Origin of the sequence: Erwinia sp. Leaf53 (assembly GCF_001422605.1) — a bacterium.
Taxonomy (GTDB): Bacteria; Pseudomonadota; Gammaproteobacteria; order Enterobacterales; family Enterobacteriaceae; genus Erwinia.
In genome coordinates this window covers 431,241-455,620 of record NZ_LMLK01000021.1, presented here as the reverse complement: position 1 = coordinate 455,620, position 24,380 = coordinate 431,241, and the positions used below count along the sequence as shown (strand labels likewise).

The window sequence follows — 24,380 nt, the reverse complement described above, 5'->3', positions numbered from 1 at the left end:
CAAGTAAACGCACAGCGATAAAAGCAACTCACCCAACAGCGACTCAGCAGCTCAAAGGCAATCGGGGATATCCGGATAAGCGGACTGTCAGCGCCCATGGATGGGCGATGCCAGGGCCCCATGGATGGGTTTACGGCGTGTCCGCGTTCCSGACATGTCTGCTACCGCACCCGCAGCAACTAATCCACAGCAACCCAATAGCAACAAGTAAACGCACAGCGATAAAAGCAACTCACCCAACAGCGACTCAGCAGCTCAAAGGCAATCGGAGATATCCGGATAAGCGGACTGTCAGCGCCCATGGATGGGCGATGCCAAGCCCCCATGGATGGGTTTACGGCGTGTCCGCGTTCCGGATATCCCCGATACGCCCGATCACGGCTCCCTTAGCGACTCACCCACAGCCACGCAATAACCCGACACGCCCGACCGCCGCCGCTGCAGCGACCCACCCACAGCGACGCGATATCCCCGATTCAGTACACCTCGGGCACAATCATCCCTTCCGGCACCGGGCTGCGACGATACTCATCGTGGCGCTCACGCTCCGGCAACGTAATCGACTTCGGCGCGGCATCCTCATACGGCACCTGACGCAACAAATGGCTGATGCAGTTCAGACGCGCCTTCTTCTTATCCACGCCCTGCACCACCCACCACGGCGCCTCATCAATATTGGTGCGCTCCAGCATCTCCTCCTTCGCCTCGGTATACTCCTCCCAGCGACGGCGGCTCTCCAGATCCATCGGGCTCAGCTTCCACTGCTTCAGCGGATCGTGAATACGGCTCAGGAAACGCAGCTCCTGCTCCTCATCGGTAATCGAAAACCAGTACTTCACGATCTGAATCCCGCTGCGGGTCAGCATCTTCTCAAACTCCGGCACGCTGCGGTAAAACTCCTCCACCTCCTGCTCGTTACAAAAGCCCATCACCCGCTCAACGCCCGCGCGGTTATACCAGCTGCGGTCAAACAGCACCATCTCACCGGCGGCCGGCAGATGGGCAATATAGCGCTGGAAATACCACTGCGTGCGCTCGCGATCGTTAGGGGCGGGCAGGGCGGCCACCCGGCAGGTGCGCGGATTCAGACGCTGGGTAATGCGTTTAATCACCCCACCTTTACCCGCCGCATCGCGCCCCTCGAAAATAATCACCAGCCGGTGGCCGGTACGCATCACCCAGTCCTGCATCTTCAGCAGCTCGCCCTGCAGACGCAGCAGCTCGCGGAAATAGTACTTACGCCACGCCTTCTCGTCCGGCGCCATCTCGCTGCCGTCGCCGAATCGAATGTCGTCAAGCTCCATCTCCAGCTCCTCATCGTAGCTGTCGTAAAACTCCTGCAACAGACGCTGGTGGAAATTTTCTGATTTAAATTCATTGCCTTGCATAGACATGATCGGGCTCCGGAATCAAAGGCACCGTTGGGGTGGCGGTGGTGCACCGCAGGGATGAAAAAAGTTACCCTTGGTAATACGCAGTTTGTGTGACAGAAAAATGACGGCGTCGGCGGGAATTTGCGCAAACGGTGCCGCCTGTAACAAAAACGTCATCAACCTGCGGCAGGATAGAGCCATTGCCGTCACCTGCCCCGCCGGGTACCCCTATGACCGAACGCCTGCCGCTGCTGCGGCAAAAAACTGACTTCAGTGACGATGTTTCCGGATTGATTTACGGCTATCGGTTTATCAGCGAACAGCCGCCCCAGGTACTGACGGTGCAGCAGTGTTGCGAAGCCTGGCAGGGCCCGCAGCAGGAGGGCAACTTCCTCTGGCTGCACGTAAACCTCAACCACGCCGCCGCGCCGCGCTGGCTGAAAACCCATTTCGCCGTCGATGATGATTTCTTTGATGAGATCCAGCACGGCTCGCACAGCACCCGCATTGAACGGCAAAACGACGCGCTGATGGCGGTGCTGAACGACGTCAACTTCGACCCGCGTGAAAGCGGCGAAGAGAACGCTACGCTGTGGATCTGGTGCCGCGACGGGCTGGTGGTCAGCGCACGACATAAACCGGTGCGGCTGGTCGAGCAGCTGCAGCGCCGTCTGCCCGAACTGGGGCTGCGATCTTCCACCGAACTGCTGGCCCAGCTGCTGGCGGAGCAGGAGGATCTGCTGGGGCTGATCGTGCGCCAGTCCAGCCTTTACGTCGATCGGATCGAAGAGCGCCTGCTCGGCCAGCACAGCAAAAGCAACCGCGCCGAGCTGGGGCGGCTGCGCCGCACGCTGATCCGCTACCAGCGCCTGCTGGCCCCGGAGCCGGCGGCGCTGTTTCGCCTGCTCAACCGGCCGCCGGCCTGGCTGCACTTCAGCGTGGTACAGGAGCTGCGCCAGTTCACCGAAGAGTTCACCGTGGTGCTGAACGACCTCAACGGCCTGACCGAACGCATCCGCCTGCTGCAGGAAGAGGTCACCGCGCAGCAGCTGGAGCAGAGCAACCGCACGCTGTTTACCCTGACGCTGATCACCGTGCTGGCGCTGCCGATCAACCTGGTGGCCGGCTTCTTTGGCATGAACGTCGGCGGCGTACCGCTGGCCAACAACCCGCACGGCTTCCTGCTGCTGGTGCTGCTGGTCACGCTGTTTACCGTCGCGGCGGCCTGGCTGGTGCTGCGCAGGCGCGATAAAGAGTGATGAGGCGTAGGCGGATTACCCCGATTGCCCTGTAAATTTAAGTCGCTGTCTCTAAGTCCCATTTGATGCCGATCAACAGGATTTGGCCAGATTAAGGTAAGAACGCAATCCTGATCACTGGCCTGGATATCGATTATTGCTGGCTGCAGATTAGATTAAGACCTGGACCTGGACCTGAATTGAGGTTTGGGTTTTTTGACTTATAAAACAGCGACTAAACAGTCTGAGGGGGAGGCCGTTGGGGGGACAGGTTAGCCGGGCGTATGCCGCAAGGATGCGGCATCCGAGCCCCCAGGGAGGGGTTCACGGCGACCCGGCGATCTGCCCGCCAACGGCCGACCTTGCACCAGGGCATACAACGATGCCCTGGCAGTTAAGTCTTTACTTCGGCTGGCTGTAGACCGGGCCAGGCTGGGTCAGGCCCTGAATGGCCGGAGCGGCAGTCTGATCGGCTGGCGCAGCGTCGGTTGCCGCAGGCTGTGCAGCATCCGTTGCAGGCTGAGCCGCTTCAGTGGTTACCGGCTGAGCGGCATCGGTCGCGGCCGGGGCCACCACGTTAGCGCCTTCGGTGGTCACCGGGGTCATTGGCTCCTCTTTCGGCAGCGCGCCATCCTGCTCCGGCACGGCGACCGGCTGGGTGATGTTCTCATCCGCCGGACCGTTAACCTTCACCGGCATACCGGAGCGCAGCTTCAGCGCGTCTTCCATCGCGGTAGTGTTGACGCTGGCGTCGCTTACCACCTTGTTAACCGCCGCGCTCAGCGTCAGCGGCACCGGCTCACGGGATTTAAACTGCTCTTCGGTCTCGGACAGCGGATTGTGGATCTCGACGTAGCGCGAACCGTCCGGCTCAACCGAGGCCTTCACCGGCTGGTCGATAAACTGCACGCGGGTGCCGACCGGCACGTTGTCGAACAGCCACTTGATGTCGTCGGCGCGCAGGCGCACGCAGCCGTGGCTGACGCGCAGGCCGATACCGAAGTTGGCGTTGGTACCGTGGATGGCATACAGGTTGCCGATGTAGAGCGCGTACAGGCCCATCGGGTTATCCGGGCCGGCCGGGAACACCGGGGCCAGGGTCTCACCGCGCGCGGCGTACTCGGCGTGCATCTTTTTGGTCGGCGTCCAGGTCGGGCCGTCTTTCTTACGCTGAACGGTGGTGGTCCAGTTCACCGGGGTATCTTTACCCAGTTCGCCGATGCCGATTGGCAGCACCACCACGGTTTTCTTGCCTTTCGGGTAATAGTAGAGGCGCATTTCGGCGCTGTTGATCACGATGCCCTCACGCGGCGCATCCGGCAGCAGCAGCTGCTGAGGAATGATCAGTTTGCTGCCCGCCTTCGGCAGGTAAACGTCCACGCCCGGGTTGGCTTCCAGAATATTGCTCAGCCCCATCTGATACTGGGCGGCAAAGGCTTCCAGAGGCAGCTTGCTGTCCTCAGGAATGGTGATTTCCAGGTTCTCTCCGGTCAGGCGGCTGTTAGCCGGCGGCAGGGGATAAACCACGGCAAAGGCGGAGTGGCTGACTGCCGCTGCGGCAAGAAACAGGGTGACAAACGCACGAATGGTCTTTTTCATAAATTCAGGTGTAGCGCCATGTAGACTGTTGATAAACGACCCAATCCGGCCTTTAAGGCCGGTTGCGCATTATATGTGCATTATTGCGTCAGGGGAAACCTGGATTTATCCTGCTGAACTATCTTTACGCTCAACTGTCGCTAAAGTCAGCAGTTCGCCGCCCCCGGGGCGGCTTTTTCAGGGCTGCCACTGCGGATCCTGATTGTCCAGGCGGCGGTTGAGGAAATAAGCCGCGCTGATCAGCGCCAGATGGGTTAGCGCCTGCGGGGTGTTGCCCAGCGCGTGCCCGCGGCTGTCGAACTCTTCGGCAAACAGCCCCAGCGGGTTGGCGTAGCTGAGCAGCTTCTCGAACTCAAAGTGGGCCTCCTCCAGCCGGCCGGCGCGTGCCAGGCACTCCACGTACCAGAACGAGCAGGCGGCGAACGCCCCCTCATCCCCCTGCAGCCCGTCGGCCGGGGTCTCTTCAACGTTATAGCGCCGCACCATGCCGTCGCGCACCAGATAGCGTTTGATGGCGTCCAGCGTTGCCAGCCAGTCCGGATCGGTGGCGGCGACGAAGCGTACCAGCGGCATCAGCAGCATCGAGGCATCGACAAACCTGCCGTTCTGCGTGGCGACAAAATGGCCGCGCTCCGGGCACCAGAAATTGTCCCAGATATCCTGGCGGATGGCGTCGCGCGCCTCACGCCAGCGTTCGGCGGGCATCTGCAGCGAGCGTTTTTCACCGAGGCGCAGCGCGCGATCCAGCGCCACCCAGCACATCAGCCGCGAGTGCAGGAAGTGCTCCGGTTCACCGCGCATCTCCCAGATGCCGGCGTCCTTCTGCCGCCAGTGATCGGCAACGTAGTCAATCATCCGGCAGACGTGGTTCCAGCCGCGCTGCGAAATCGCCTCACCGTACTTGTTGGCGAGGTAGATGGCGTCCATCAGCTCGCCGTAGATATCCAGCTGGGTCTGCCGCCAGGCGTCATTACCGATGCGCACCGGGCGTGAACCGGCGTAGCCGGCCAGGTGGGGCAGCTCGCTCTCGTGCAGCTCGGTGCCGCCGTCCAGCCGGTACATTACCTGCAGTTTTTCGACCTCGTGATGGCTGTTCTCCACGCAGCGGCCGACCCAGTGGGTAAAGCCGCGTGCTTCGTCGACGTAGCCGAGCCGCATCAGCGCGTACATGCTGAAGGAGGCGTCGCGGATCCACGCGGCGCGGTAGTCCCAGTTGCGCTCCCCGCCCAGCTCCTCCGGCAGCCCGAAGGTGGCGGCGGCGGCGATCGAGCCGTGCTGCCAGGAGGTCAGCAGCTTCAGCGTTAAGGCCGAGCGGTTGACCGCCTCGCGCCAGCGGCCACGGTAGTCGCTCTGCGCGCTCCAGCGCCGCCAGTACGCCAGGGTGTCGTGGAAGCAGAGGTCGTTATCGTCATCATCAAGGTGCGCATCGTCGGCGCTGCCGAAAATAAACTCGCGGCTCTCGCCGGCCTGCAGGGTGAAGCGCGCCACCGCCGCGGCCTCTTCCAGCTCAAACTCCACGTCGCCGGTCAGCCGCAGGCCGGGCTGGCCGTCGGCGCGAAACAGCACCGCACCGGGCTGCAGGGTGGCGCGGGTTTCAGCGCGGGCGTAATCGTGCACCGGATTACAGCAGAGCTGAATAGTGGCGCTGCCGTGTACCACGTGGATGCGGCGGATGATGCGCGGCAGGCGGTCTTCCTGCTGGCAGATCGGCATATAGTCGGTCACCTCGACCACGCCGGCGTCATCCAGCCAGCGGGTCTGCAGCAGGTTGGACTCCGGCAGGTAGATCTGCAGGCGGCGGGCGTCAGGCCAGTCGGGGCTGAGGCTGAACACGCCGGCGTCGTCGTTGTCCAGCAGGGCGCTGAACACCGACGGGCTGTCGAGGTTGGGCCAGCAGAGGTAGTCGAGGGTGCCGTCGTTGGCGATCAGGGCGCAGGTGCGCAGGTCGCCAATCACACCATGATCTTCTATTGCACGTTTTACCTTTTTCATCGTGTTTCCTGAAGGAGTGGTGTTGAGGGCGTCACCTAACTATAGCCAAAAATAAGCCGGCAATTTTTGACGCCTTCAGGAAACGGCGTGGATCAGTCGTGCAGAAACTGCGCCTGCAGGGTGGCCTGCAGCGCCAGCATCGCCTGTTCGGCGTGCTGCATATGCGCGCGCATGATGCGTTCGGTGGCCGTGGCGTCGCCGCGGCGCAGCGCCTCGATCAGCTGATACTGATAGTCGATCCCCTGGCGGCGATCCACCGGTTCGGGCTGCTGGTAGATGTCTTTGCACACCGCCAGATCCTTCAGCAGCCGCTGCAGAAAGCGGCAGAAGAACGCCAGCAGCGGATTCGTCGAAAAACCGGCCACGACATGATGAAAGTCCAGCTCGGCCATGCGCTGGTCCCAGCGCTCCTGTTCGTCGGCAGGAGGGTGGTCGTAAATGCGGATCAGCTGATGCAGGCGGCTGAAGCCGGCCTCATCAATCTGCCCGATGGCGCTGACCGCCACCTGCGGCTCCAGCACCTTACGCAGCGCATAGATGTGTTCGATGCTCAGTTCGCGGGTAAACAGATAGTTGCCCAGCAGGCTCATCGCCCGCGCTTCCGGCACGCTGTCGATAAAGGCACCGCCGCCGGGGCCGGTGCGGGTGCGGATTAAGCCTTCGGCTTCCAGCGCCTTAAGCGCCTCGCGCACCGTGCTTTTGCCGGCGGCAAAGCGTTCGGTCAGCGCCTTCTCCTGCGGCAGGCGGTCGCCGGGCAGCAGGTTATCGTCAATAATGCTCTGCTTAATGGCAGCGATAATTTCATCGGTGCGTTTGCGCCTGCCGCCTTCCGGCAGGCGTGATGAGATGTCGGACATAGTTACCTGTCTGTAGTACCGTTAATCGTGCCGGTTATCACGCAGTCAGCTGCGCAATAAACGGCACAAACGTTGTGCGACCAGGGCAGGCCAAAAGCGCTACGCCTGCACCCTGCGGCCGGGCGCGCTGGCCAGCAGCTGGCGGGTGTAGGGGTGTTCAGGAGCGCTGAACAGCGTGTCAGTCGTGGCGCACTCGACGATAGTGCCAGAATTCATTACCGCCACGCGGTCGGCGATCGACTCGACCACCGCCAGATCGTGGCTGATAAACAGGTACGACAGGTTAAATTCGGCCTTCAGATCTTCCAGCAACAGCAGCACCTGCGCCTGCACCGATACGTCCAGCGCGCTGACCGGCTCGTCCAGCACCAGGATCTGCGCTTCGGCAGCCAGCGCGCGGGCAATCGCCAGCCGCTGCGCCTGGCCGCCGGAGAACTCGTGCGGGTAGCCGTGCAGCGCGTCGGCGGGCATCCCCACCGCCGCCATCAGCTGGCGCAGGCGCGGCGGGCAGGCCGATGCGCCGTAGCCGCACAGCCGCCGCAGCGGCACGCTGAGCTGCTGGCCGATGGTCCTGCGCGGGTTGAGCGAGGCAACCGGGTCCTGAAACACGTACTGGATGGTTTTGCCAAACGCCTGCACGCCGCGTCGGGCCAGGCGCGCGGCATCCTCGCCCTGAATGCGCAGCGTGCCGGCGGTCGGCGTTTCCAGCCCGACCAGCATCCGCGCCAGGGTACTTTTGCCGCTGCCGCTTTCGCCGACGATGGCCAGCGTTTCGCCCGGAGCAAGCGACAGCGAGATCGCCTTTACCGCCTCCACCGGCGGGGAGCGGCGCAGCCAGCCGCCGCGGCCGGGGTAGCTTTTGCTTAGCTGCTCTGCCTCAATCACCTTATTCATGGTGCCTCCTTTGCGGTCAGCTCGCGCACCTGGCGCAGGAAGTCACGCCCCTGGCCGGGGCGCGGCACGCTGGCAATCAGCCGTTGGGTGTAGGCGTGCTGCGGCTGGCGCAGCACGTCGTCGGTGGTGCCGCTTTCGACGATCTCCCCCTGGCGCATCACCGCCACCCGGTCGCACATCTCGCCGACCACCGCAAAATCGTGGGTGATAAACAGCAGCGCCACGCCGCGCCTGTGACGCAGTTCATTGAGCATTGCGAGGATTTTCGCCTGCACGGTGACGTCCAGCGCGGTGGTGGGCTCATCGGCAATAATCAGCTGCGGATCGTTAGCCAGCGCCATGGCGATGCCGACCCGCTGGCGCTGGCCGCCGGAGAGCTGATGCGGCCAGGCGTCGAAGCGCTGTGCGGCGTCGCGGATGCCGGTATCCTCCAGCAGCGCGATCGCCTGCTGTCGGGCGGCCGTGGCTGAGAGCGGCTGGTGGCAGCGGATCGCCTCCACCAGCTGATCGCCGATGCGCATCAGCGGATGCAGCGAGGTCAGCGGATCCTGGAAAATATAGGCCACCCGCGCGCCGCGCCGCTGCTGCATCTGCGGCGCACTGAGGCCCAACAGCTCCTCACCGGCCAGCCAGACGCCGCCGCCGCTGATGATGCCGGGCGGTGAGGCCACCAGCCCGGCGATCGCCAGCGCGCTGACGCTTTTGCCGGAGCCGCTTTCGCCGATCAGCCCGAGGCACTCGCCGGGCTGCAGATGGAAACTGACGCCCTTCACCGTCGGCACCTGCCGGTTACCACGGGTGAAGTTCACCTGCAGATCGGCCACCTCCAGCAGCGCGCCGGGCTGGCGGCGTTCAGGCACCGCCGGGCGCTGCACGGTGGTCATCGCCTGTGAGCGCAGCAGCGCGCCGGATTTCAGGCGCGGATCGAGCAGATCGCGCACGCCGTCGCCCAGCAGGTTAAAGCCGATCACCAGCAGGAAGATGGCCAGGCCGGGCACCAGCGCCACGTGCGGCGCGATAAACAGCTGACCGCGGCCCTGGCCGAGCATCGAACCCAGGTCGGCGTCCGGCGGCTGGGTGCCGAGGCCGAGGAACGACAGCCCGGCGGTTTCGAGGATCATCCAGCCGACGGTGGTCGAGAGCGCCACCACGATCAGCGGCAGCACGTTGGGCAGGATCTCGGTCAGCAGGATCTGCAGGTGGTTTTTTCCCGCCAGCCGCGCCGCCTGAATAAACGGGCTGTCGCGCAGGCTCAGGGTCTGGCCGCGCACGTTACGGGCAAAGAACGGGATATTGACCAGCGCGATGGCGTACAGCGCGTTGAGCAGGCCGGGGCCAAGCACCGCGACGATGGCCAGCGCCAGCAGGATATAGGGGAAGGCCATAATCATATCGATCAGCCGCATCAGCAGGCCGTCGGTGCGCCCGGCGGCATAACCGGCCACCAGCCCGATCAGCGTGCCGATCGTCGCCGCCAGCAGCGTGGCCCCCAGCCCCACCGCCAGCGACACCCGGGTGCCCCACAGCAGGCGCGACAGCATATCGCGGCCCAGCCCGTCGGTGCCGAGCAGGTGACCCGGCGTCAGCGGCGGGGCAAGCCGCTGCAGCAGGTTGGTGGCGTCCGGGTCGGGCAGCGGCAGCCAGGGTGCCGCCAGCGCGGCGGCGGCGGCCAGCAGCAGGATTAGCGCGCCCAGCGACGCCAGCCGGTTGTGCAGCAGCAGCGACAGGCCGCTGCGGCGGGATGAATACGCGTCGCTCATGATTTTATCCTCGGGTCCAGACAGGCCTGCACGATATCGGTAAGCAGGTTAATCAGCACGCAGGCGACGGCGGCGACCAGCACGCCGCCCTGCACCAGCAGCAGGTCGCGGGTGGAGACCGCCTTGACCAGCATCGCCCCCAGCCCCGGCCACTGAAACACCGTTTCGATATAGACCGCGCCGCCGAGCACGAAGCCGGCCTGAATGCCGATGGCCGGTACCACCGCCACCAGCGCCACGCGGAAGGCGTGTCGCCAGATCACCCGCCGTTCGCTCAGCCCCTTGGCGCGGGCGGTGCGGATATAGTCCTGGCGCAGCACCTCCAGCATCGCGGTGCGGGTCAGGCGGGCGATCACTCCGGTGGCGACCAGCGCCAGCGCCACGCTGGGCATCACCAGGTGGTGCAGCAGATCGCTGAGGCCGCCGCCGCCGTAGACCGCCAGCATGCCGGAGGCCGGGAACCAGCGCAGGCTGACGGCGAACAGCATAATCATCAGCAGGCCGATCAGGAACGAGGGCAGAGAGATGCCGAGCAGCACCAGCAGGGTGATGATGCGGTCGCCCCAGCCAAACTGGCGCACCGCCGATACCACGCCGGCCAGCAGGCCGAGCACCACGCTGAGCAGCAGCGCGCAGCCGCCGAGCAGCAGGGTGGCGGAGAAGCGCTCCAGCACCTCGTCAATCACCGGCCGGTTCAGCACCCAGGAGTGGCCAAAGTCGCCGTGCAGCAGGTTATTAACCCAGATCAGGTACTGCTGCCACAGCGGCTTGTCCAGCCCCAGCTCCTGGCTGATGCGTGCGACGTTTTCCGGCGTGGCGTACGCGCCGAGCAGCGCCTGCGCCGGGTTGCCGGGGATCATCGCCATCAGCAGAAAGACGATCAGCGACAGGCCGATGACCACCGGGATCAGCCCGGCCAGCCGCTGCAGAATATATCGTGCCATCGTGCCTCCGTTACGGCTTGCTGACCTGATGCAGGATCAGGTTGAAGTTGGGTTGCAGCGCCAGGTTCTGCACCTGGCGCGAAGTGACCGCGTTCTGCTTCCAGTTGGCGACGAACAGCCAGGGCGCGTCGTCATGCACCACCGCCTGTACCTGACGATAAAGCGCCGCGCGCTGGCTCTGGTCGCTGGTGGCACGCGCTTTGTCCAGCAGTTCATCCACCTGCGGGTTGTGGTAGTAGCCGGAGTTAAAGCCGCCCTTGTCCGGCCAGGCGTCGCGGCGCAGGGTGAGGAACGGCAGGGTGTCCGGATCGTTGGTCATCCACGCCATTTCGGCCATCTGCGTCTGCGGCGTCAGGCCGGCGTTGACCTTGCTGAGGAAGGTGTTCCACTCCCAGGTCTGGATATTCACCTTCAGCCCGACGGCGCGCAGGTCGGCCTGGATGGCGGTGGCCATCGGGATCGGATCGAGCATGCCGGAGCCGCCGTCGGTGACGTAAAAGTTCAGCGTCGCCCCCGCGGCACCGGCGGCTTTCAGCAGCGCCCGTGCCTTGTCAGGATCGTAGGGATAAGGCTGCACCGCGTCGTTGCGCGCCCATGCAAAGGCGGAGGGGATCGGGCCGTCGGCCACCTGCGCCGCGCCCTGCAGCACCTTATCGACCAGCGCCCGTTTGTTAACCGCATAGTTCACCGCCTGGCGCACCCGGCGGTCATCGAACGGCTTTTCGCGGTTGTTCAGCCAGACAAACCAGACGTGCGGCCCCACCGCCTGCTGCAGGCGGAACTGCGGATCACCGGCGAAGCGCGCCACGGTATCCGGCGGCACTTCCACCATCACGTCCAGCCCGCCGGAGAGCATCTCCGCCGTGCGGGTGCTGCCGTCGGTGATTGGCCGGAACACCGCCGCCTTCAGCTTCGGCACGCCGTCCCAGTACGCCGCGTTGGCGTTAAGCAGCACCCGCTGGTTAGCCCGCCAGTCGCCGAAGCGGAACGCGCCGCTGCCCACCGGATGGCGGCCGAAGTCGCGGTCATACTTTTTCACCGCCGTCGGGGAGACGATCAGCCCGGTGGGGGTGGCGAGGTTCGACAGCAGCGGGGCGAAGGGTTTATCGAGGGTGAAGATCACCGTGTGGGCGTCCGGCGTGTCGATTTTCCGGATCGACGAGAAGAAGAAGCTCAGCGGGAACGGACCGGTGTGGTAGTACGGGTGCTGTTTGTTCAGCATCCGTTCAAAGGTAAAGCGCACGGCGTCGGCGTCCACCGGCGTGCCGTCGTGGAATTTCACCCCCGGACGCAGATGGAAGCTGTAGCGCAGGCCGTCCGGGCTGACTTCCCAGCGGCTGGCCAGCGCCGGTTCGATGGTCAGCGAGCCGGGCGCGTTGCGCACCAGGCCATCGTACAGGTTGACCAGAATGCGCGAGTCGTTGGCGGCGGTGGCCACCTGCGGATCCAGCGACTGCGGCTCCGCCACCTGGCCGATAATCAGCACGCCGGGCGGCGTGGCGGCCAGCAGCGCCGGGGCCACCAGCGCCAGCCCGGCGTAAAGAGGGATCGCACGCAGCGTGGCGCGCAGCAGTCTGAGCATATTGACCTCGTTGTCGGTGCGCAGCGCGTGAACGCCGCTGGATACAATCTGTGCTGATTAATTTATGCGTATAAATAGCGAGATGTGCAATAATTTATCCATATAAATTTGATCTGGTACGCAGAAGAGGGGGCACTATGACCTTGTCGATCGTGGCGCGGGATGCGCTAAGCGGAGAGCTGGGCGCGGCCACCGCCACCGCCGGTCCGGCGGTCGGCGCGCTGGTGATCCACGGCCAGAGCGGCGTGGGTGCCATCGCCACCCAGGCTTTTACCAATCCACTGTTTGGCCCGGACGGGCTGACGGGGCTGGCGGAGGGGCAGAGCGCGCAGGCGGTGCTGGAGAGCCTGCTGGCGCAGGATCCTGAACGGCAGCGGCGGCAGCTGATCCTGCTGGACGCCGGCGGCGGCAGCGCCCACTGGACCGGCGGTGAATGCGGCGGCTGGTGCGGCAGCCTGAGCGGCGAGGGTTTTGCGGTGGCGGGCAACCTGCTGGCGGGCGATACGGTGCTGCCGGCGATGTGCGATGCCTTTACCCGCCAGAGCGGGCAGCCGCTGGCCGAACGGCTGCTGGCGGCGCTGCAGGCCGGGCAGCGCGCCGGTGGCGACCGGCGCGGCATCCGCTCCGCCGCGCTGAAGGTGTGGCAGCATCGCCGCTATGCGCAGGTCGATCTGCGGGTGGACTGGTCCGCCGACCCGCTGACGCAGCTCGACGAGGTGCTGGTGCAGGTGCGCGCGCCGGATTACGCCGATTTCTTCGCGCAGCTGCCGGGGCGCGAAGCGGAGTAGCAATAAAAAACCCGCGCGGCGGCGCGGGTTGGCGGGCGTTATTCTACCGCCGTCCTTGTCTGTGCCACAGGCTCTGCCTGCCGTCCGGCCCGCCCTGCCGCCAGCTGGCGCATCTCGTCCCACCACTGCTGCCAGCGTTCGGCAATCACCGGGGTGAAGAAGCGCGCGGCGCTGTTGACCGCACCGGCGCGCAGGGCGCGCAGCTTGCCCGGGTGCTGCAGCAGGTCGATCAGCGTGGCGGCCAGTGCGTCTTCATCGCCGTCCGCCACCAGCTTACCGGCGCGGAAGTGGCTAATCAGCGCGCGCGGTCCGTAGTCGACGTCGAAGCCTACCAGCGGCGTACTCCAGGCCAGCGACTCCAGGCCGAACAGTGAGAAGCCCTCCTGATCGGAGCAGGTCACCGAGCAGCAGCTATGGCGATGGATCTCAGCCAGGTCAGCGCTGTAGCCGTTGATATGGATCTGCGCCGCCAGCCCCTTCTGTGCCACCTGCTGCTGCAGGCTGTTACGCAACGGGCCGACGCCATAGGTATGGAGTTGCGCGTCCGGTACCGCCTCCAGGACTTTTTCAAACACGCGGATCAGCGACTCATGGCGTTTCTCGGGTGAGTAACGTGCCATACAGAGCACGTTTTTGCTGTTCACTTTGCTGACTTTTTTACCCGCATGGGGGTTATCAATATGGTTAGGCAGCACGCTCAGTTTACCGGCCGGGAAACCGGATGCGACCAGGTCATGTTGCTGCTCGTCGGTCAGCACCACCAGGCGGTCGTAGGCCGGATGACTGTTGAGGACCTGGGCGTAGCTGGCTTTCAGGCGCCCGTTCAGCTTATGGGTGGAGTGCAGCACGCTGGTGAGCGTACCGTTGCAGTATTTCTGCGGGCTGAGGCGCATAAACTCCAGCCACGGCCGGTTCTTATCCACCACAAAGTGCCACTCCACCGCCGGGTCGAGGCACATGCCGGCCATTGCCGCGTTAAACAGCGCCTCGCTGGCCCAGCTGACGCTGTGGCCGGACGGCTGCCCGGCCTCGATTTCAGCCAGCACGCTTTTCTGCTGACGCAGCTGGTAGTGCCTGCGCAGTACGATGCGCTGGCGGGCATCGATCAGATCTTCATAGCACAGCTCTTTTTCACGACCCGGCAGGGCGTACTGCCGCAGGTGCAGCCCGCCGGGCAGCGCGTCGGTCGCTCTCAGCAGCAGCCCCTCGGCGATAGCCGTCAGCGGCGCCAGTTTGCCGCCGTCACACAGCGGCGCCAGCCAGTCGTAGAGGCTCATTACCCGGGTGCGCTGCGGCAGCCTGCCGCTGGCTTTAAAGCGCGCCACCGTCTCAGCCAGCTGCGGATTGAACGAGGAGATCAGGATCGTCGGGTCAAGATTCAGGTAGTCGTTAAACAGCCTGACGCGGCGCAGGGTCGCCACCTCAATGCCGTTGCCCACCTCACGCAGGTTCTCGCTGAGGAACAGGATGCGCGGCTCGCGCACGGCGGGCGTTAACCGCGCGGCGGGCAGGGCGCTGTCGCTGGCCTGCAGGCGTTTTGCCCGCGCGTCGGCCTTCGCTTTCGCCTGGTTCGCCCGCGCGTACTTCAGGTAAGCGACATAGCCGGAGAGGTAGTGCTCCACGTCATCGATGCGCACGCGGAAGCCGTGGTGACGGATAAAGAAGCTGCCGACGATACGCCCCGGGTTGCGGAAGAACATCGCCAGCTCCGGCCAGAAGAAGCCGTTCAGCAGGTAGCGGGCGCGGGCCTCCAGCGCCTGGTCGAACTTCACCATATCGAAGCCGGCCAGCAGCCCCTGATGCTGCTCGTCCGCGGCGATACGGGTGATCATCCGCTGTGCCGCCATCATCAGCTCCAGCAGCGTCGGGTAGGTGGTGATGCGGTGGGTGACAAAGTCGAGGTGATCGCGCACGTTGTCGAGGCCGAACTGGTAGTAGCGCGCTTCCGGGCGGTACAGCGTCAGTTCGTTAACGCAGTAGCTCAGCCAGTGGTCGTGGGCCTGCCAGTGCTTCTGCTCGATAAAGTAATCGAAGGCGGTTTCAACCAGCTGCAGCCAGCGCGGGTTGCGGGTAATGCCGTACAGGCGCATCAGGGCAAAGGCGGCTTCGCCATCGTAGTAGATGATGCGGTGGGCGGCCTTCAGCGTCAGGTCCGGGTAGTTAAGCACGTGGACGAAGGATTTATCGGCCATCTGCATAGAGCCGATGCCGTTGGCCAGCCGCTCCATCTGTGCCAGGTACTGCCGATCGCCGGTCAGCTCGGTGTATTTCGCCAGCGCAAGGATCGACACCGCGTTGCCGCCCAGCTTGATCTCATTGCCAACGTCCACCAGGAAATCGGCGTCGCTGCCGTCGGGCAGCCGCAGCGTGCGGATCAGGTCGCGGCACAGGTGGCCGAGGGCGCGTTCAATGGCGGCCAGGTGCTGCGGGTCCTGGGTGACCTCCCAGCCTTCGAGCAGCGCATAGGTGGAGCTGGCGTGGCGCAGGGCGTTGGTCGAGGGGATCGGGCGGTCAAAGCAGGGGAACCAGCCGTAGTTAAAGTCGCCCCCCGCGTTGATTTCACCCGCCAGATAGTGGCTGGCGCGGGTAATCACCTCCGGCAGCTGTGGCCCCGGCCAGTTCTCTACCCGGCGATAGCCGTGATGCCGACCCTGGTTTTCAATCGGCCAGATGCCGCTGGCGTCGGCGAACAGCCCGCGGATGTTGAAGGTCCACAGCGTCTGTTCGTCGTCGGTCGGCCAGCTCAGCGGCGTGCCATAACGTTTTTTGCCGTAGTTTTCCAGGTTACCGGCGTTAGGGATCGCCACCGGCGTGGCAGCGTCGTACAGAATCGCCCAGGCACCCAGCTCCTGCGGCAGCATCGCCACGTTAAAACCGGCGTCAAAGGCCAGCCCGCGGCGGTAGTAGTTACGTTTGTTATTGCTCAGGCGGCGCTGCAGCTCGCCCCACGCGCAGGGCATCACCTCATCGACCACGTCAACGCGCAGCCAGCGGATCTCCTGCTGCTGTTCTGCGTTCCACGCCTCCAGCAGCGCGCTGCCGCTGGCCCACGCCTGTTCAAAGCTGCTGCCGGTGGCGATCTGCGTATGGGCCTGCTGCTGACCGTCGCTGACGCTAAAAAACAGCACCCACTGCGGGTAATTTTCCGGTAATGCGGCGACCACTAAGTTTTCCGCCGGCTGGCGGGCTGCCTGTAATAACGTGCTTAATAACATATCTTCTCCTCCAGAGATGATTAGCGCTCGCGCAGTGCTTCTTTGGCCCGGTTAAACGGTTTGAACAGATAGTCGATGATGGTTTTTTCGCCGGTTTTGATGTCAACGGTCGAGACCATGCCGGGGCTGATGGCGAAATGTTTGCCCAGCTTGTTGGTCAGGAAGTCGACGTTGGTGCGGATAAACACGCGGTAGTAGTAGATTTCAGGTTTGGTCTCATCCTGAATGGTGTCGGGGGAGATCGACTCGACCACGCCGTCCAGTCCGCCGTAGATGGCGTAGTCATAGGCGCTGATTTTCACCATCGCCTTCTGGTCAGGGTGGATAAAGGCGATATCCCGCGGCGACAGCCGCGCTTCAATCAGCAGCTGATCGTTGAGCGGCACGATCTCCATCAGATCGCCGTTCGGGGGGATCACCCCGCCGATGGTGTTGACCTTGATATTTTTGACGATGCCGCGCATCGGCGAGCGCACGGTCAGGCGCTGTACCGAGTCGCTGCGCCCCTTGATCACCTCAGTGAGCGAGGCGGCTTCGGCGTTGGCTTTCGCCAGCTCCTCGCGCGCCTGCACGTAATACTGCGAGCGCAGGTCGGTCAGCTTCAGGTCGAGGTCGGCCTTGGTGCGGCGCAGGCGCAGCACCTCCACGTTACTGGCGGCACCGCTGTTGGCCAGCCTCTCGGTCAGCGTCAGCTCGCGTTTTACCAGGTCCAGCGACTCTTTAATCTGCCGCTCCGAGTCGGTCATCTGCGCGCGGCGGGTGTTAAACAGGCGGCGCTCGGAGGCCAGCAGGTCAGGGTATTTTTCCAGCTCGGCGGGGAAGGTCAGCTTCTCATCGTTGACTTCGGCGGTCAGGCGGGTGGCCGAGGCCAGCGCCGCCCGGTAGCGCGCCGCGCTTTCACCGACGCTGGACTCGGAACGGGTCGGGTCGAGCCAGGCGACGATCTGCCCGGCTTTGACCTCGGTGCCTTCGCGCACGCTCAGCCCGGCGAGGATGCCGCCGTCCAGCGAGGAGAGGACCTGCTCACGCGAGCTGGGGATCACCTTGCCGGTGCCGGTGGAGACCTCATCCAGGGTACCGAACCAGGCCCAGGTGCCGGCCACCAGCAGCAGGGCAGCGGCCATCCACACCACGCGCACCGAACCGGCCAGCTTGCTCTCATCGCTGTTAGTGTTATCCAGGTCGGTGTCCAGCGAGATGGTGGCACCGTCAAAGCGGTTAGCGTCAGGCAGTTTTATTTTCATCGCTCAGCTCCTGATTGCGTTGCTTCTCATGGGCGCGGTTCATCGCCTTCTCTTTCGGCGCATCCATCACCAGCGCACCCTCTTTCAGCACCAGCACGCGGTTGGCCAGCTCCAGCACCGCCGCGCGGTGGGTGGCGACAATCAGCGTTCTGCCGTCCAGCCAGCCGTTCAGCCGCTGGATAAAGTCCCGTTCGGTGTGTTCATCCAGCGAGGCGGTAGGTTCGTCCAGCAGCACGATATTCGGATCGCGCAGCAGCATGCGCGCCAGCAGCACCGACTGGCGCTGGCCGCCGGACAGCCCCAGCCCGCCCTCCATGATTTTATGCTCCAGCCCCAGCGACAGCTTTTTGATAAACTCCGCGCCGCCGGACACCTCAAGGGCGGCAAAGATATCTTCATCGCGCGCGTGCGGGGCACCCATGGTCAGGTTATCGCGCAGCGTGCCGTGGAACAGGCGGGCGTTCTGGGTCAGCAGGCCAATATTGCGCCGCAGGTCGGCGACGTCGATATGCGGCAGGCTGAGGTTGTCCAGCCGCAGTTCGCCGGAGACCAGATCCATTCCGCCGGCCAGCGCCTGCAGGAAGGTGGATTTACCGGCACCGTTGCGCCCCAGTACCGCAATGCGCTCGCCGCGGCGGATCTGCAGCTTGGCAACGCGCAGCGCGTCCACGCGGGATTTCGGGTCATAGCGGAACACCGCCGAGTTGAACAGGTAGTCGCCGTACAGCGAGGCGCAGTGCACCCGCGCTTCGTCGCCGCCGTTTTCCACCGGCAGCTGCATGATCGCGTCCAGCGCCTCTTTGGCCGATTTCACCTGCTGCCAGCGCGCCAGCACGCCGCACAGGCTGGCCATCGGGGCAACCATACGGGAAGAGAGCATGGAAGCCGCGACGATGGCACCGGTGGTGATCTGACCTTCAATCACCATCGGCGCGCCGATCACGATCACCACCGCGTACACCAGGTTCTGAATGGTACTGCCCCAGTTGATCAGCCCCTGGGTGATATGCCGGGTTCTGACCCCGGACTGCGCGGTGATCTGGATATAGCTGTTCCACTGCTGCTGGAAGCGCTGTTCGGCCTGCATCAGCTTGATATCTTCCAGCCCCTGCAGGCTCTCCACCAGAATGGCGTTACGCAGGGTGCTCTCCATCGTCGCCTGACGCGCCAGCCCCGCCAGTTTTTTCTGCAGCAGCAGGCCGGGGACGATCATCAGCACCGCGGCAACCGGCGCGATCCACGCCAGGTGCGGTGAAATAATCGCCAGCACGACAACAAACAGGAAGAAGAACGGCAGGTCGACGATCGCCGAGACGGTGCTGGAGGTGACCATCTCGCGCACCTGCTCCAGCTCGCGCACCTGGGAGATAAAGCTGCCGGTGGAGCGGGGCACGGCGCTGTTACGCAGCCGTAAGGCGTGGCCGAATACCCGGTCGGAGACGCGGATATCGGCACGCTTGCCGAGGATGTCGGTAATGTGGCTGCGCGTCTGGCGCATCATAAAGGAGAAGAACACGGCGATCAGCACGCCGCCAAACAGAACGTACAGCGTCGGGTAGGACTGCGCCGGGATCACCCGGTCGTACACCTGCATCGAGAACACGATACCGGCTAACGCCAGGGTGTTGATGATCAGCGCCGCCAGCATCACGTACCAGTAAGGCTTCAGGTCGCGCAGCACCAGGCTTTTCAGCCAGTCCGGCTTGTAGGTTTGCACATAGCTGTCGGCGCGCACGTCGCGGGCTACCGCAATCGGGCGGAAGGCGGCCACGTGGCGGATATCCGGCAGCAGCCCGCTGAACGACACTTCGGTGACCAGCTGGGCGTCGTTGATAAAGTTGATGCCGACGGTGTCCTTACCGTCGAAGCGCTCAATGACGCCGACCTGGCCATCCTTTAACTCAACCGCCAGCGGCAGTCGCCAGCTGGAGATCTCGTCCTCTCGTGCATCCAGCAGACGGGCGTTCAGTCCGGCCTGACGCCCGAGATTTTTAATCGTCGCTGCCAGCGGCTTCTGCTGCTGCCAGCCGGCGGCGGCCTTCAGGCCTCCGGGCGAGTACTCCAGCCGGTAGTGCGCGGCGATCAGCCCGATCGCCGCAACCCAGCTGTTGATCGGGCTTTTTTCGCCGTCGTCGGCGTCCGCCTGCGGTTCCTGTATCACCTGGCTCATGGCTGGATCTCCACTTGCTGAATGGTCTGGTTATCCAGAGCAAAGGCACTGCGAATATGGCCGGTGCTGTACAGACAGTCCAGCTGCAGGGTGCGCAACTGGGCGATGGTCTGCTGCTCGGTAAAACGTGACTGGTAAATTTCCTGCTCGGCGTTCAACACGTCCAGCAGCTGACGGGTACCTAACTCCAGGTACTGTTGCTGATACAATTCGCGGGTTTTCTGGCCCAGCGCCTGCTGGCGTGCCTGGATCGCCAGGGTGGTGCTGAGGCTGAGCGCCTCATTCTGCGACGCGCTCAGCTGCTGACGCGCCTGCAGGCGGGCGGAGCGCACCTGGGCGTTGGCGGCTTCCAGCGTATGCTGGGCGGCGTTGCGTGTGGCGTCCAGCCCGCCGCCCTGGTACAGCGGCATCTCCACTCTCAGGTTGGCGGAGTACTGGGTGCGATCGATGGTGGCGCTGTTCGGATACTTATCGTTAAGGTAGTGGGTGACCGTCGGCTCCAGCGAGATGGTCGGCATGCGCTGGGCGTTGGCGTAATCGACGCCGGCCTGCGCTTTATTGGCCGCCGCCCAGGCCGCCAGCACCGTCGGGATCAGCCGGTCATCCGGCTGCATCACCTGGCAGGCGTTCTGCAGTTTTTTCGGAAAATCGTCGCTGACTTTATTGACCGCCTGCCAGCCGAGATAGGTGGCCAGGGTGGCGCGCCAGCGGTCGAGGTTGGCACGGTACTGCATTAAGGTCGCCCGTGCGCCTTCGATACGGGTGTTGGTCTGCACCACGTCGGAGAGCGAGCTGGCCCCTTCATCGTTGCGCTGCTGCGCCAGGCCGCCGATGCTGTTGAGTGAATCTAACTGCTGCTGGGCAATGTTGACCAGCTGCTGATAACCCTGCACCTGGACTAAGGCAGCGGCGGTATCGTGGCCAATTTTATCGATGGACACCAGTACGTTAGCCTGCTGCTGCGCCACGCCTGCACTGGCGGAACGCACCGAGCTGTCGACTTTGCCAAAGTCATACAGCATCTGTGAAATGGATAACACCAGGCCGGGGCTGTAGCCGTGGCCGGCGTAGTTGTTGGCAATGCTGTTGTTAATGCCGCCGCTAATCTGCGGATAGTATTTGGAGCGGGCGTAGTTCACCTGCTCGTCCTGCTCAAACAGTTTTCCCACCTGTTCGGCAATATCAGGGTGCCACTGCACGGCGCGCTGCACCGCCTGGCTGATGTTCAGCGTCGGTGGGCTTTTATCCTGAAACTGCTCGGGGACCACGCCGGTCAGGCTGGGCAGATCCTGCTGGGGGACTAAACGATTGGCGCTGATGCGCGCGGGGGAGTCTTCATCCAGCGCTTCGGCGAAGGCTGAATGGTAAGGAATAAGTGCGCCGGTCAGCATCAGAAGGGCTGCCGCGCTGCGTTTACCGTGACGAAATCTTGACGTCATTGTTTTTCCTGTTTGCTGTTGTTGCTGTCTGACGTGTTGCCCTTTGATACGGCCAGGTACTTTTTTGTCATGTAACAATCCCAATTACTCCTTCAGCTAACCCTTAACAGGAAACAGGGGACCGGCGGCAGTCGCCACCGGCCCCTGGCAAATCCTTAGCGGCACGTCCCTGTGCCCGTTTTCATCCTCACCCCGCCGTTAAGACACGGTGTTGTTCTGCTGCTGTAACAACTCTTCCAGGGTAACGGTGGCGTTCTCCAGCGTGACCAGTTCGGTAGAGCTGAACTGGGTGCCGTCGGTGCCGTCACGGTCGATGGAGACCACGGTGTTGCCGTCTTTGTGTTCCACAGAGACGAAGTTACCGATGGTATCCGCTGAACCATCCCAGCCTTCGAGCAGCTCGGAGACATCGATGTGGTCCTGACCGACGGTAAAGTCGGTAATGGTATCCACGCCGTTGCCACCCGTGGCGTCCTCTGCATCCAGCAGATGGAACACCACGGTATCCGCGCCGCCACCGAGGGTGAAGGTGTCGTCGTAAGCACTGCCGCTGAGCTGGTCAGCTGCATCGGTGCCGGTGAGGGTCTGAGCCAGATCCACCGTCAGCGTCTCCGCAGTTGTCGTGCCGTTGGCCTCGGTCAGGCTGAACTCGAACACTTCCTTCTGAGTGATATCCGCTGCTGCGATACCCTCATTCAGCGCATAGCTGTAAGAGCCGTCTGCGTTGATAGTCAGTGTGCCGTACAGGCCGTCAACCGTGGTTGCGGTGGTACCCGTTTCGCTGAGCGTCGTGCCGCCGATCGCCAGGGTGCTGCCGGTATGGTCCGCAGTGTCGCCACTGTGAACGTTGCCGGTAACCGTGGTGGTGGTCTGCAGCGCGCTGGCGGTCACGAGGCTGTCCGCATCCAACGAGTCTGTGTCGGTTGACAGCAGACTGAAGCTGGTGGCGCTTGCTCCGTGGGTCAGCGTGATATTCAGCGTTGCGGTGCTGGTGCCGTTGTTTGGCGTGGTGATGACGTAGGTAAAGTGCTCCGTACCTGTCGCCAGCGCCGCGTTAACACCGGAAGTCAGGGTGTAGGTGTAAGTACCGTCTGACTTAATTACCAGCGTACCGTGGGCACCGGCAATGGTGGTGCCCGCAGCCGTGACCGCCGTACCGTTGACCGAGGTCACCGCGGTTCCCGTCGGGATGTTGCCCGCCGCAGAACTGGTGTCGTTGGTCAGAACGTTGCCGCTGCTGGTGTTGCCAGTGCCGGTCAGTTCTGTGGTGGTACGGTCATTGCTGGTGGTGATGGTGTTATTCATCAGCAGCGTGACGTTGGTACTGACGGCACCCATCACCACCGCGTACTGACCGGAGGTCAGCGTGACGGAGTGAGCGGCACCGGTGCTGCTGTTGCCCAGGTTAATCAGCGTGGCCGTCAGCGAAACGTAGTTCGATGCACGGTCATACACTTCCCACTGGTTAGAGGTCGCGTTGAACTTGTACACCACCAGGTCTTCCGTCAGCGTACCGACGCTCAACAGACTGGTCAGTTTACCGACCAGGTCAAGGGTACGCGTCGAACCTGCACCCACGCTCAGGCTGAGGTACTGGTTGGCGTTCAGCAGGCTGAGGTTCAGCACGTTGCCCAGACCGACGTTCGCCAGCGAGCTACCGCTCACGCTGGTGATTGCGGTGGTCACCGGCGCGGACAGGGTGGTGGTGTAATTCAGCGTTGCCGCATCATTTGCCGCCACCACGTTAATCACACCGAGCACCGTACCGGCTGCGGAGGTGTGGTTAGCCGGGTCAGTCTGCGTTACCGACAGCGTTGCCCCGGTGGTCTGCGCCGCGTTCAGCGTGACGCTGAACGTGCCGTTAGCCAGCACCGTACCGGTACCGAGTATGGTACCCCCGGCGTTTTTCACCGTGACCGTATCGCCGGCTTCGCCGCTACCGGTGATCACCAGCCCGTTGGCAGAGATGGCGAGGTTAGTCGGCGCATCCGGGGTGGTGACATCGGCCGCGGTATAGCTGGCGGTCGGTGAGGTGTGGTTCGCCGGGTCGGTCTGCGTCACTGTCAGAACCTGACCGTTGAGCTGAGCCGCGCTCAGACCTACGGAGAAGCTGCCGTCAGCCAGAACCACCGTGGTGCCGAGAATGGCACCCGCAGCGGTTTTGACCGTTACCGTATCACCGGCTTCACCACGCCCGCTCAACGTCAGACCGTTGACAGAGAGCGCGAGGTTGGTCGGTGCATCCGGCGTGGTGACGTCGGCCGCGGTGTAGCTGGCGGCTGGCGACACGTGGTTAACCGGATCGGTCTGGGTCACCGACAGGACCTGACCGTTCAGCTGAGCCGGGCTCAGCGTCGCGGAGAAGGTGCCGTCAGCGGCCACCAGGGCGGTGCCCAGGGTGACGCCTGCCGCCGATTTCACCAGCACCGTATCGCCCGCTTCGCCACGGCCGGTCAGGATCAGACCGTTAGTGGAGAGCGCGAGGTTGGTCGGCGCATCCGGCGTGGTGATGTCGGCTGCGTTAACGGTGCCCGCCGGTGACACGTGCAGTGCCGGGTCGGTCTGGGTGACCGACAGCACCTGGCCGTTCAGCTGAGCCGGGCTCAGCGTTGCGGTGAAGGTGCCATCAGCCAGCACCAGCGCGGTGCCCAGCGTTACGCCAGCTGCGTTTTTCACGGTGACGGTGTCGCCCGCTTCGCCACGTCCGGTCAGCGTGATGCCGTTGGCCGCCAGCACGAGGTTGGTCGGCGCATCCGGGGTAATCACGTCGGCAGCGGTATAGCTGGCGGCCGGTGACACGTGGTTAGCCGGGTCGGTCTGGGTAACCGACAGCACCTGGCCGTTCAGCTGAGCCGGGCTCAGCGTCGCGGTGAAGGTGCCGTCAGCCAGCACCAGCGCGGTGCCCAGCGTGGTGCCTGCTGCGTTCTTCACGATGACGGTATCGCCCGCTTCGCTCGTCAGCCAGCACCAGCGCGGTGCCCAGCGTGGTGCCTGCTGCGTTCTTCACGATGACGGTATCGCCCGCTTCGCCACGTCCGGTCAGCGTGATGCCGTTGGCCGTCAGGGCGAGGTTGGTCGGTGCGTCCGGCGTGGTGATGTCGGCCGCGGTGACGCTGCCCGCCGGTGAAACGTGCAGCGCCGGGTCGGTCTGGGTGACCGACAGCACCTGGCCGTTCAGCTGAGCCGGGCTCAGCGTCGCGGTGAAGGTGCCGTCAGCCAGCACCAGCGCGGTGCCCAGCGTGGTGCCTGCTGCGTTCTTCACGATGACGGTATCGCCCGCTTCGC

General features: G+C 63.9%; 16 protein-coding genes and 1 pseudogene. 2 read left to right on the top strand and 15 right to left on the bottom strand.

The window, feature by feature from the left end; genetic code table 11:
- Nucleotides 1-476: 476 nt before the first annotated feature.
- On the bottom strand, nt 477-1,394 hold the full coding sequence (gene ppk2 / locus ASF13_RS13750) for a polyphosphate kinase 2 (RefSeq protein WP_056237098.1): 918 nt from the start codon (nt 1,392-1,394) through the stop codon (nt 477-479).
- A 209-nt stretch (nt 1,395-1,603) separates the two neighbouring features.
- On the opposite strand from ppk2, the gene ASF13_RS13745 reads away from it, so the two are divergent.
- Nucleotides 1,604-2,632 carry a transporter gene (locus ASF13_RS13745; protein ID WP_056237097.1) on the top strand — a complete coding sequence of 343 codons (1,029 nt, stop codon included), beginning with the start codon at nt 1,604-1,606 and terminating at the stop codon, nt 2,630-2,632.
- A 381-nt stretch (nt 2,633-3,013) separates the two neighbouring features.
- Here the strand turns inward: ASF13_RS13745 and ASF13_RS13740 are convergent, their stop codons facing one another.
- The 7 genes from ASF13_RS13740 to ASF13_RS13710 all read right to left on the bottom strand — a co-directional run bounded on the left by ASF13_RS13740 (nt 3,014) and on the right by ASF13_RS13710 (nt 12,239).
- On the bottom strand, nt 3,014-4,210 hold the full coding sequence (locus tag ASF13_RS13740; RefSeq protein WP_056237095.1) for a L,D-transpeptidase family protein: 1,197 nt from the start codon (nt 4,208-4,210) through the stop codon (nt 3,014-3,016).
- Between the two features lie 177 nt (nt 4,211-4,387).
- Nucleotides 4,388-6,202, bottom strand: a complete 1,815-nt coding sequence (locus tag ASF13_RS13735) for a glycoside hydrolase family 15 protein (protein ID WP_056237093.1) — start codon at nt 6,200-6,202, stop codon at nt 4,388-4,390.
- Between the two features lie 92 nt (nt 6,203-6,294).
- Nucleotides 6,295-7,059 carry a FadR/GntR family transcriptional regulator gene (locus ASF13_RS13730; protein ID WP_056237092.1) on the bottom strand — a complete coding sequence of 255 codons (765 nt, stop codon included), beginning with the start codon at nt 7,057-7,059 and terminating at the stop codon, nt 6,295-6,297.
- Nucleotides 7,060-7,158: 99 nt separating this feature from the next.
- Nucleotides 7,159-7,953, bottom strand: coding sequence for an ATP-binding cassette domain-containing protein (locus ASF13_RS13725; RefSeq protein ID WP_056237090.1), 795 nt, complete (start codon nt 7,951-7,953; stop codon nt 7,159-7,161).
- Nucleotides 7,950-9,713, bottom strand: coding sequence for a dipeptide/oligopeptide/nickel ABC transporter permease/ATP-binding protein (locus ASF13_RS13720; RefSeq protein WP_056237088.1), 1,764 nt, complete (start codon nt 9,711-9,713; stop codon nt 7,950-7,952). Before ASF13_RS13720 ends, ASF13_RS13725 begins: the two co-directional genes overlap by 4 nt.
- On the bottom strand, nt 9,710-10,657 hold the full coding sequence (locus ASF13_RS13715; protein ID WP_056237087.1) for an ABC transporter permease: 948 nt from the start codon (nt 10,655-10,657) through the stop codon (nt 9,710-9,712). Before ASF13_RS13715 ends, ASF13_RS13720 begins: the two co-directional genes overlap by 4 nt.
- A 10-nt stretch (nt 10,658-10,667) precedes the next feature.
- Entirely contained in the window at nt 10,668-12,239 is a 1,572-nt protein-coding gene (locus ASF13_RS13710; RefSeq protein WP_056237085.1) for an ABC transporter substrate-binding protein, read from the bottom strand.
- 137 nt (nt 12,240-12,376) lie between these two features.
- Between ASF13_RS13710 and ASF13_RS13705 the strand changes: the two genes are divergently transcribed.
- A complete protein-coding gene (locus ASF13_RS13705; RefSeq protein ID WP_056237083.1) occupies nt 12,377-13,027 on the top strand; it encodes a DUF1028 domain-containing protein in 651 nt (216 codons plus the stop codon).
- Between the two features lie 38 nt (nt 13,028-13,065).
- On the opposite strand, the gene ASF13_RS13700 is transcribed toward ASF13_RS13705, so the two are convergent.
- The 7 genes and pseudogenes from ASF13_RS13700 to ASF13_RS25190 all read right to left on the bottom strand — a co-directional run.
- Nucleotides 13,066-16,242: a glycosyltransferase gene (locus tag ASF13_RS13700; RefSeq protein ID WP_056237081.1), complete on the bottom strand. Its 3,177-nt coding sequence runs from the start codon at nt 16,240-16,242 to the stop codon at nt 13,066-13,068.
- 20 nt (nt 16,243-16,262) lie between these two features.
- A complete protein-coding gene (locus tag ASF13_RS13695; protein WP_369814379.1) occupies nt 16,263-17,366 on the bottom strand; it encodes an HlyD family type I secretion periplasmic adaptor subunit in 1,104 nt (367 codons plus the stop codon).
- Nucleotides 17,367-17,466: 100 nt separating this feature from the next.
- Complete coding sequence (locus tag ASF13_RS13690; protein ID WP_056237080.1) at nt 17,467-19,656, bottom strand: type I secretion system permease/ATPase; 2,190 nt, start codon at nt 19,654-19,656, stop codon at nt 17,467-17,469.
- Nucleotides 19,653-21,047 carry a TolC family outer membrane protein gene (locus tag ASF13_RS13685; RefSeq protein ID WP_056237191.1) on the bottom strand — a complete coding sequence of 465 codons (1,395 nt, stop codon included), beginning with the start codon at nt 21,045-21,047 and terminating at the stop codon, nt 19,653-19,655. Before ASF13_RS13685 ends, ASF13_RS13690 begins: the two co-directional genes overlap by 4 nt.
- 246 nt (nt 21,048-21,293) lie before the next feature.
- On the bottom strand, nt 21,294-24,026 hold the full coding sequence (locus tag ASF13_RS13680; RefSeq protein ID WP_056237078.1) for an Ig-like domain-containing protein: 2,733 nt from the start codon (nt 24,024-24,026) through the stop codon (nt 21,294-21,296).
- Nucleotides 23,977-24,192: an Ig-like domain-containing protein gene (locus ASF13_RS25195; protein WP_255354453.1), complete on the bottom strand. Its 216-nt coding sequence runs from the start codon at nt 24,190-24,192 to the stop codon at nt 23,977-23,979. Before ASF13_RS25195 ends, ASF13_RS13680 begins: the two co-directional genes overlap by 50 nt.
- A 12-nt stretch (nt 24,193-24,204) precedes the next feature.
- Nucleotides 24,205-24,366, bottom strand: a pseudogene (locus tag ASF13_RS25190) (Ig-like domain-containing protein); the annotation flags it as partial.
- Between the last annotated feature and the right edge of the window lie 14 nt (nt 24,367-24,380).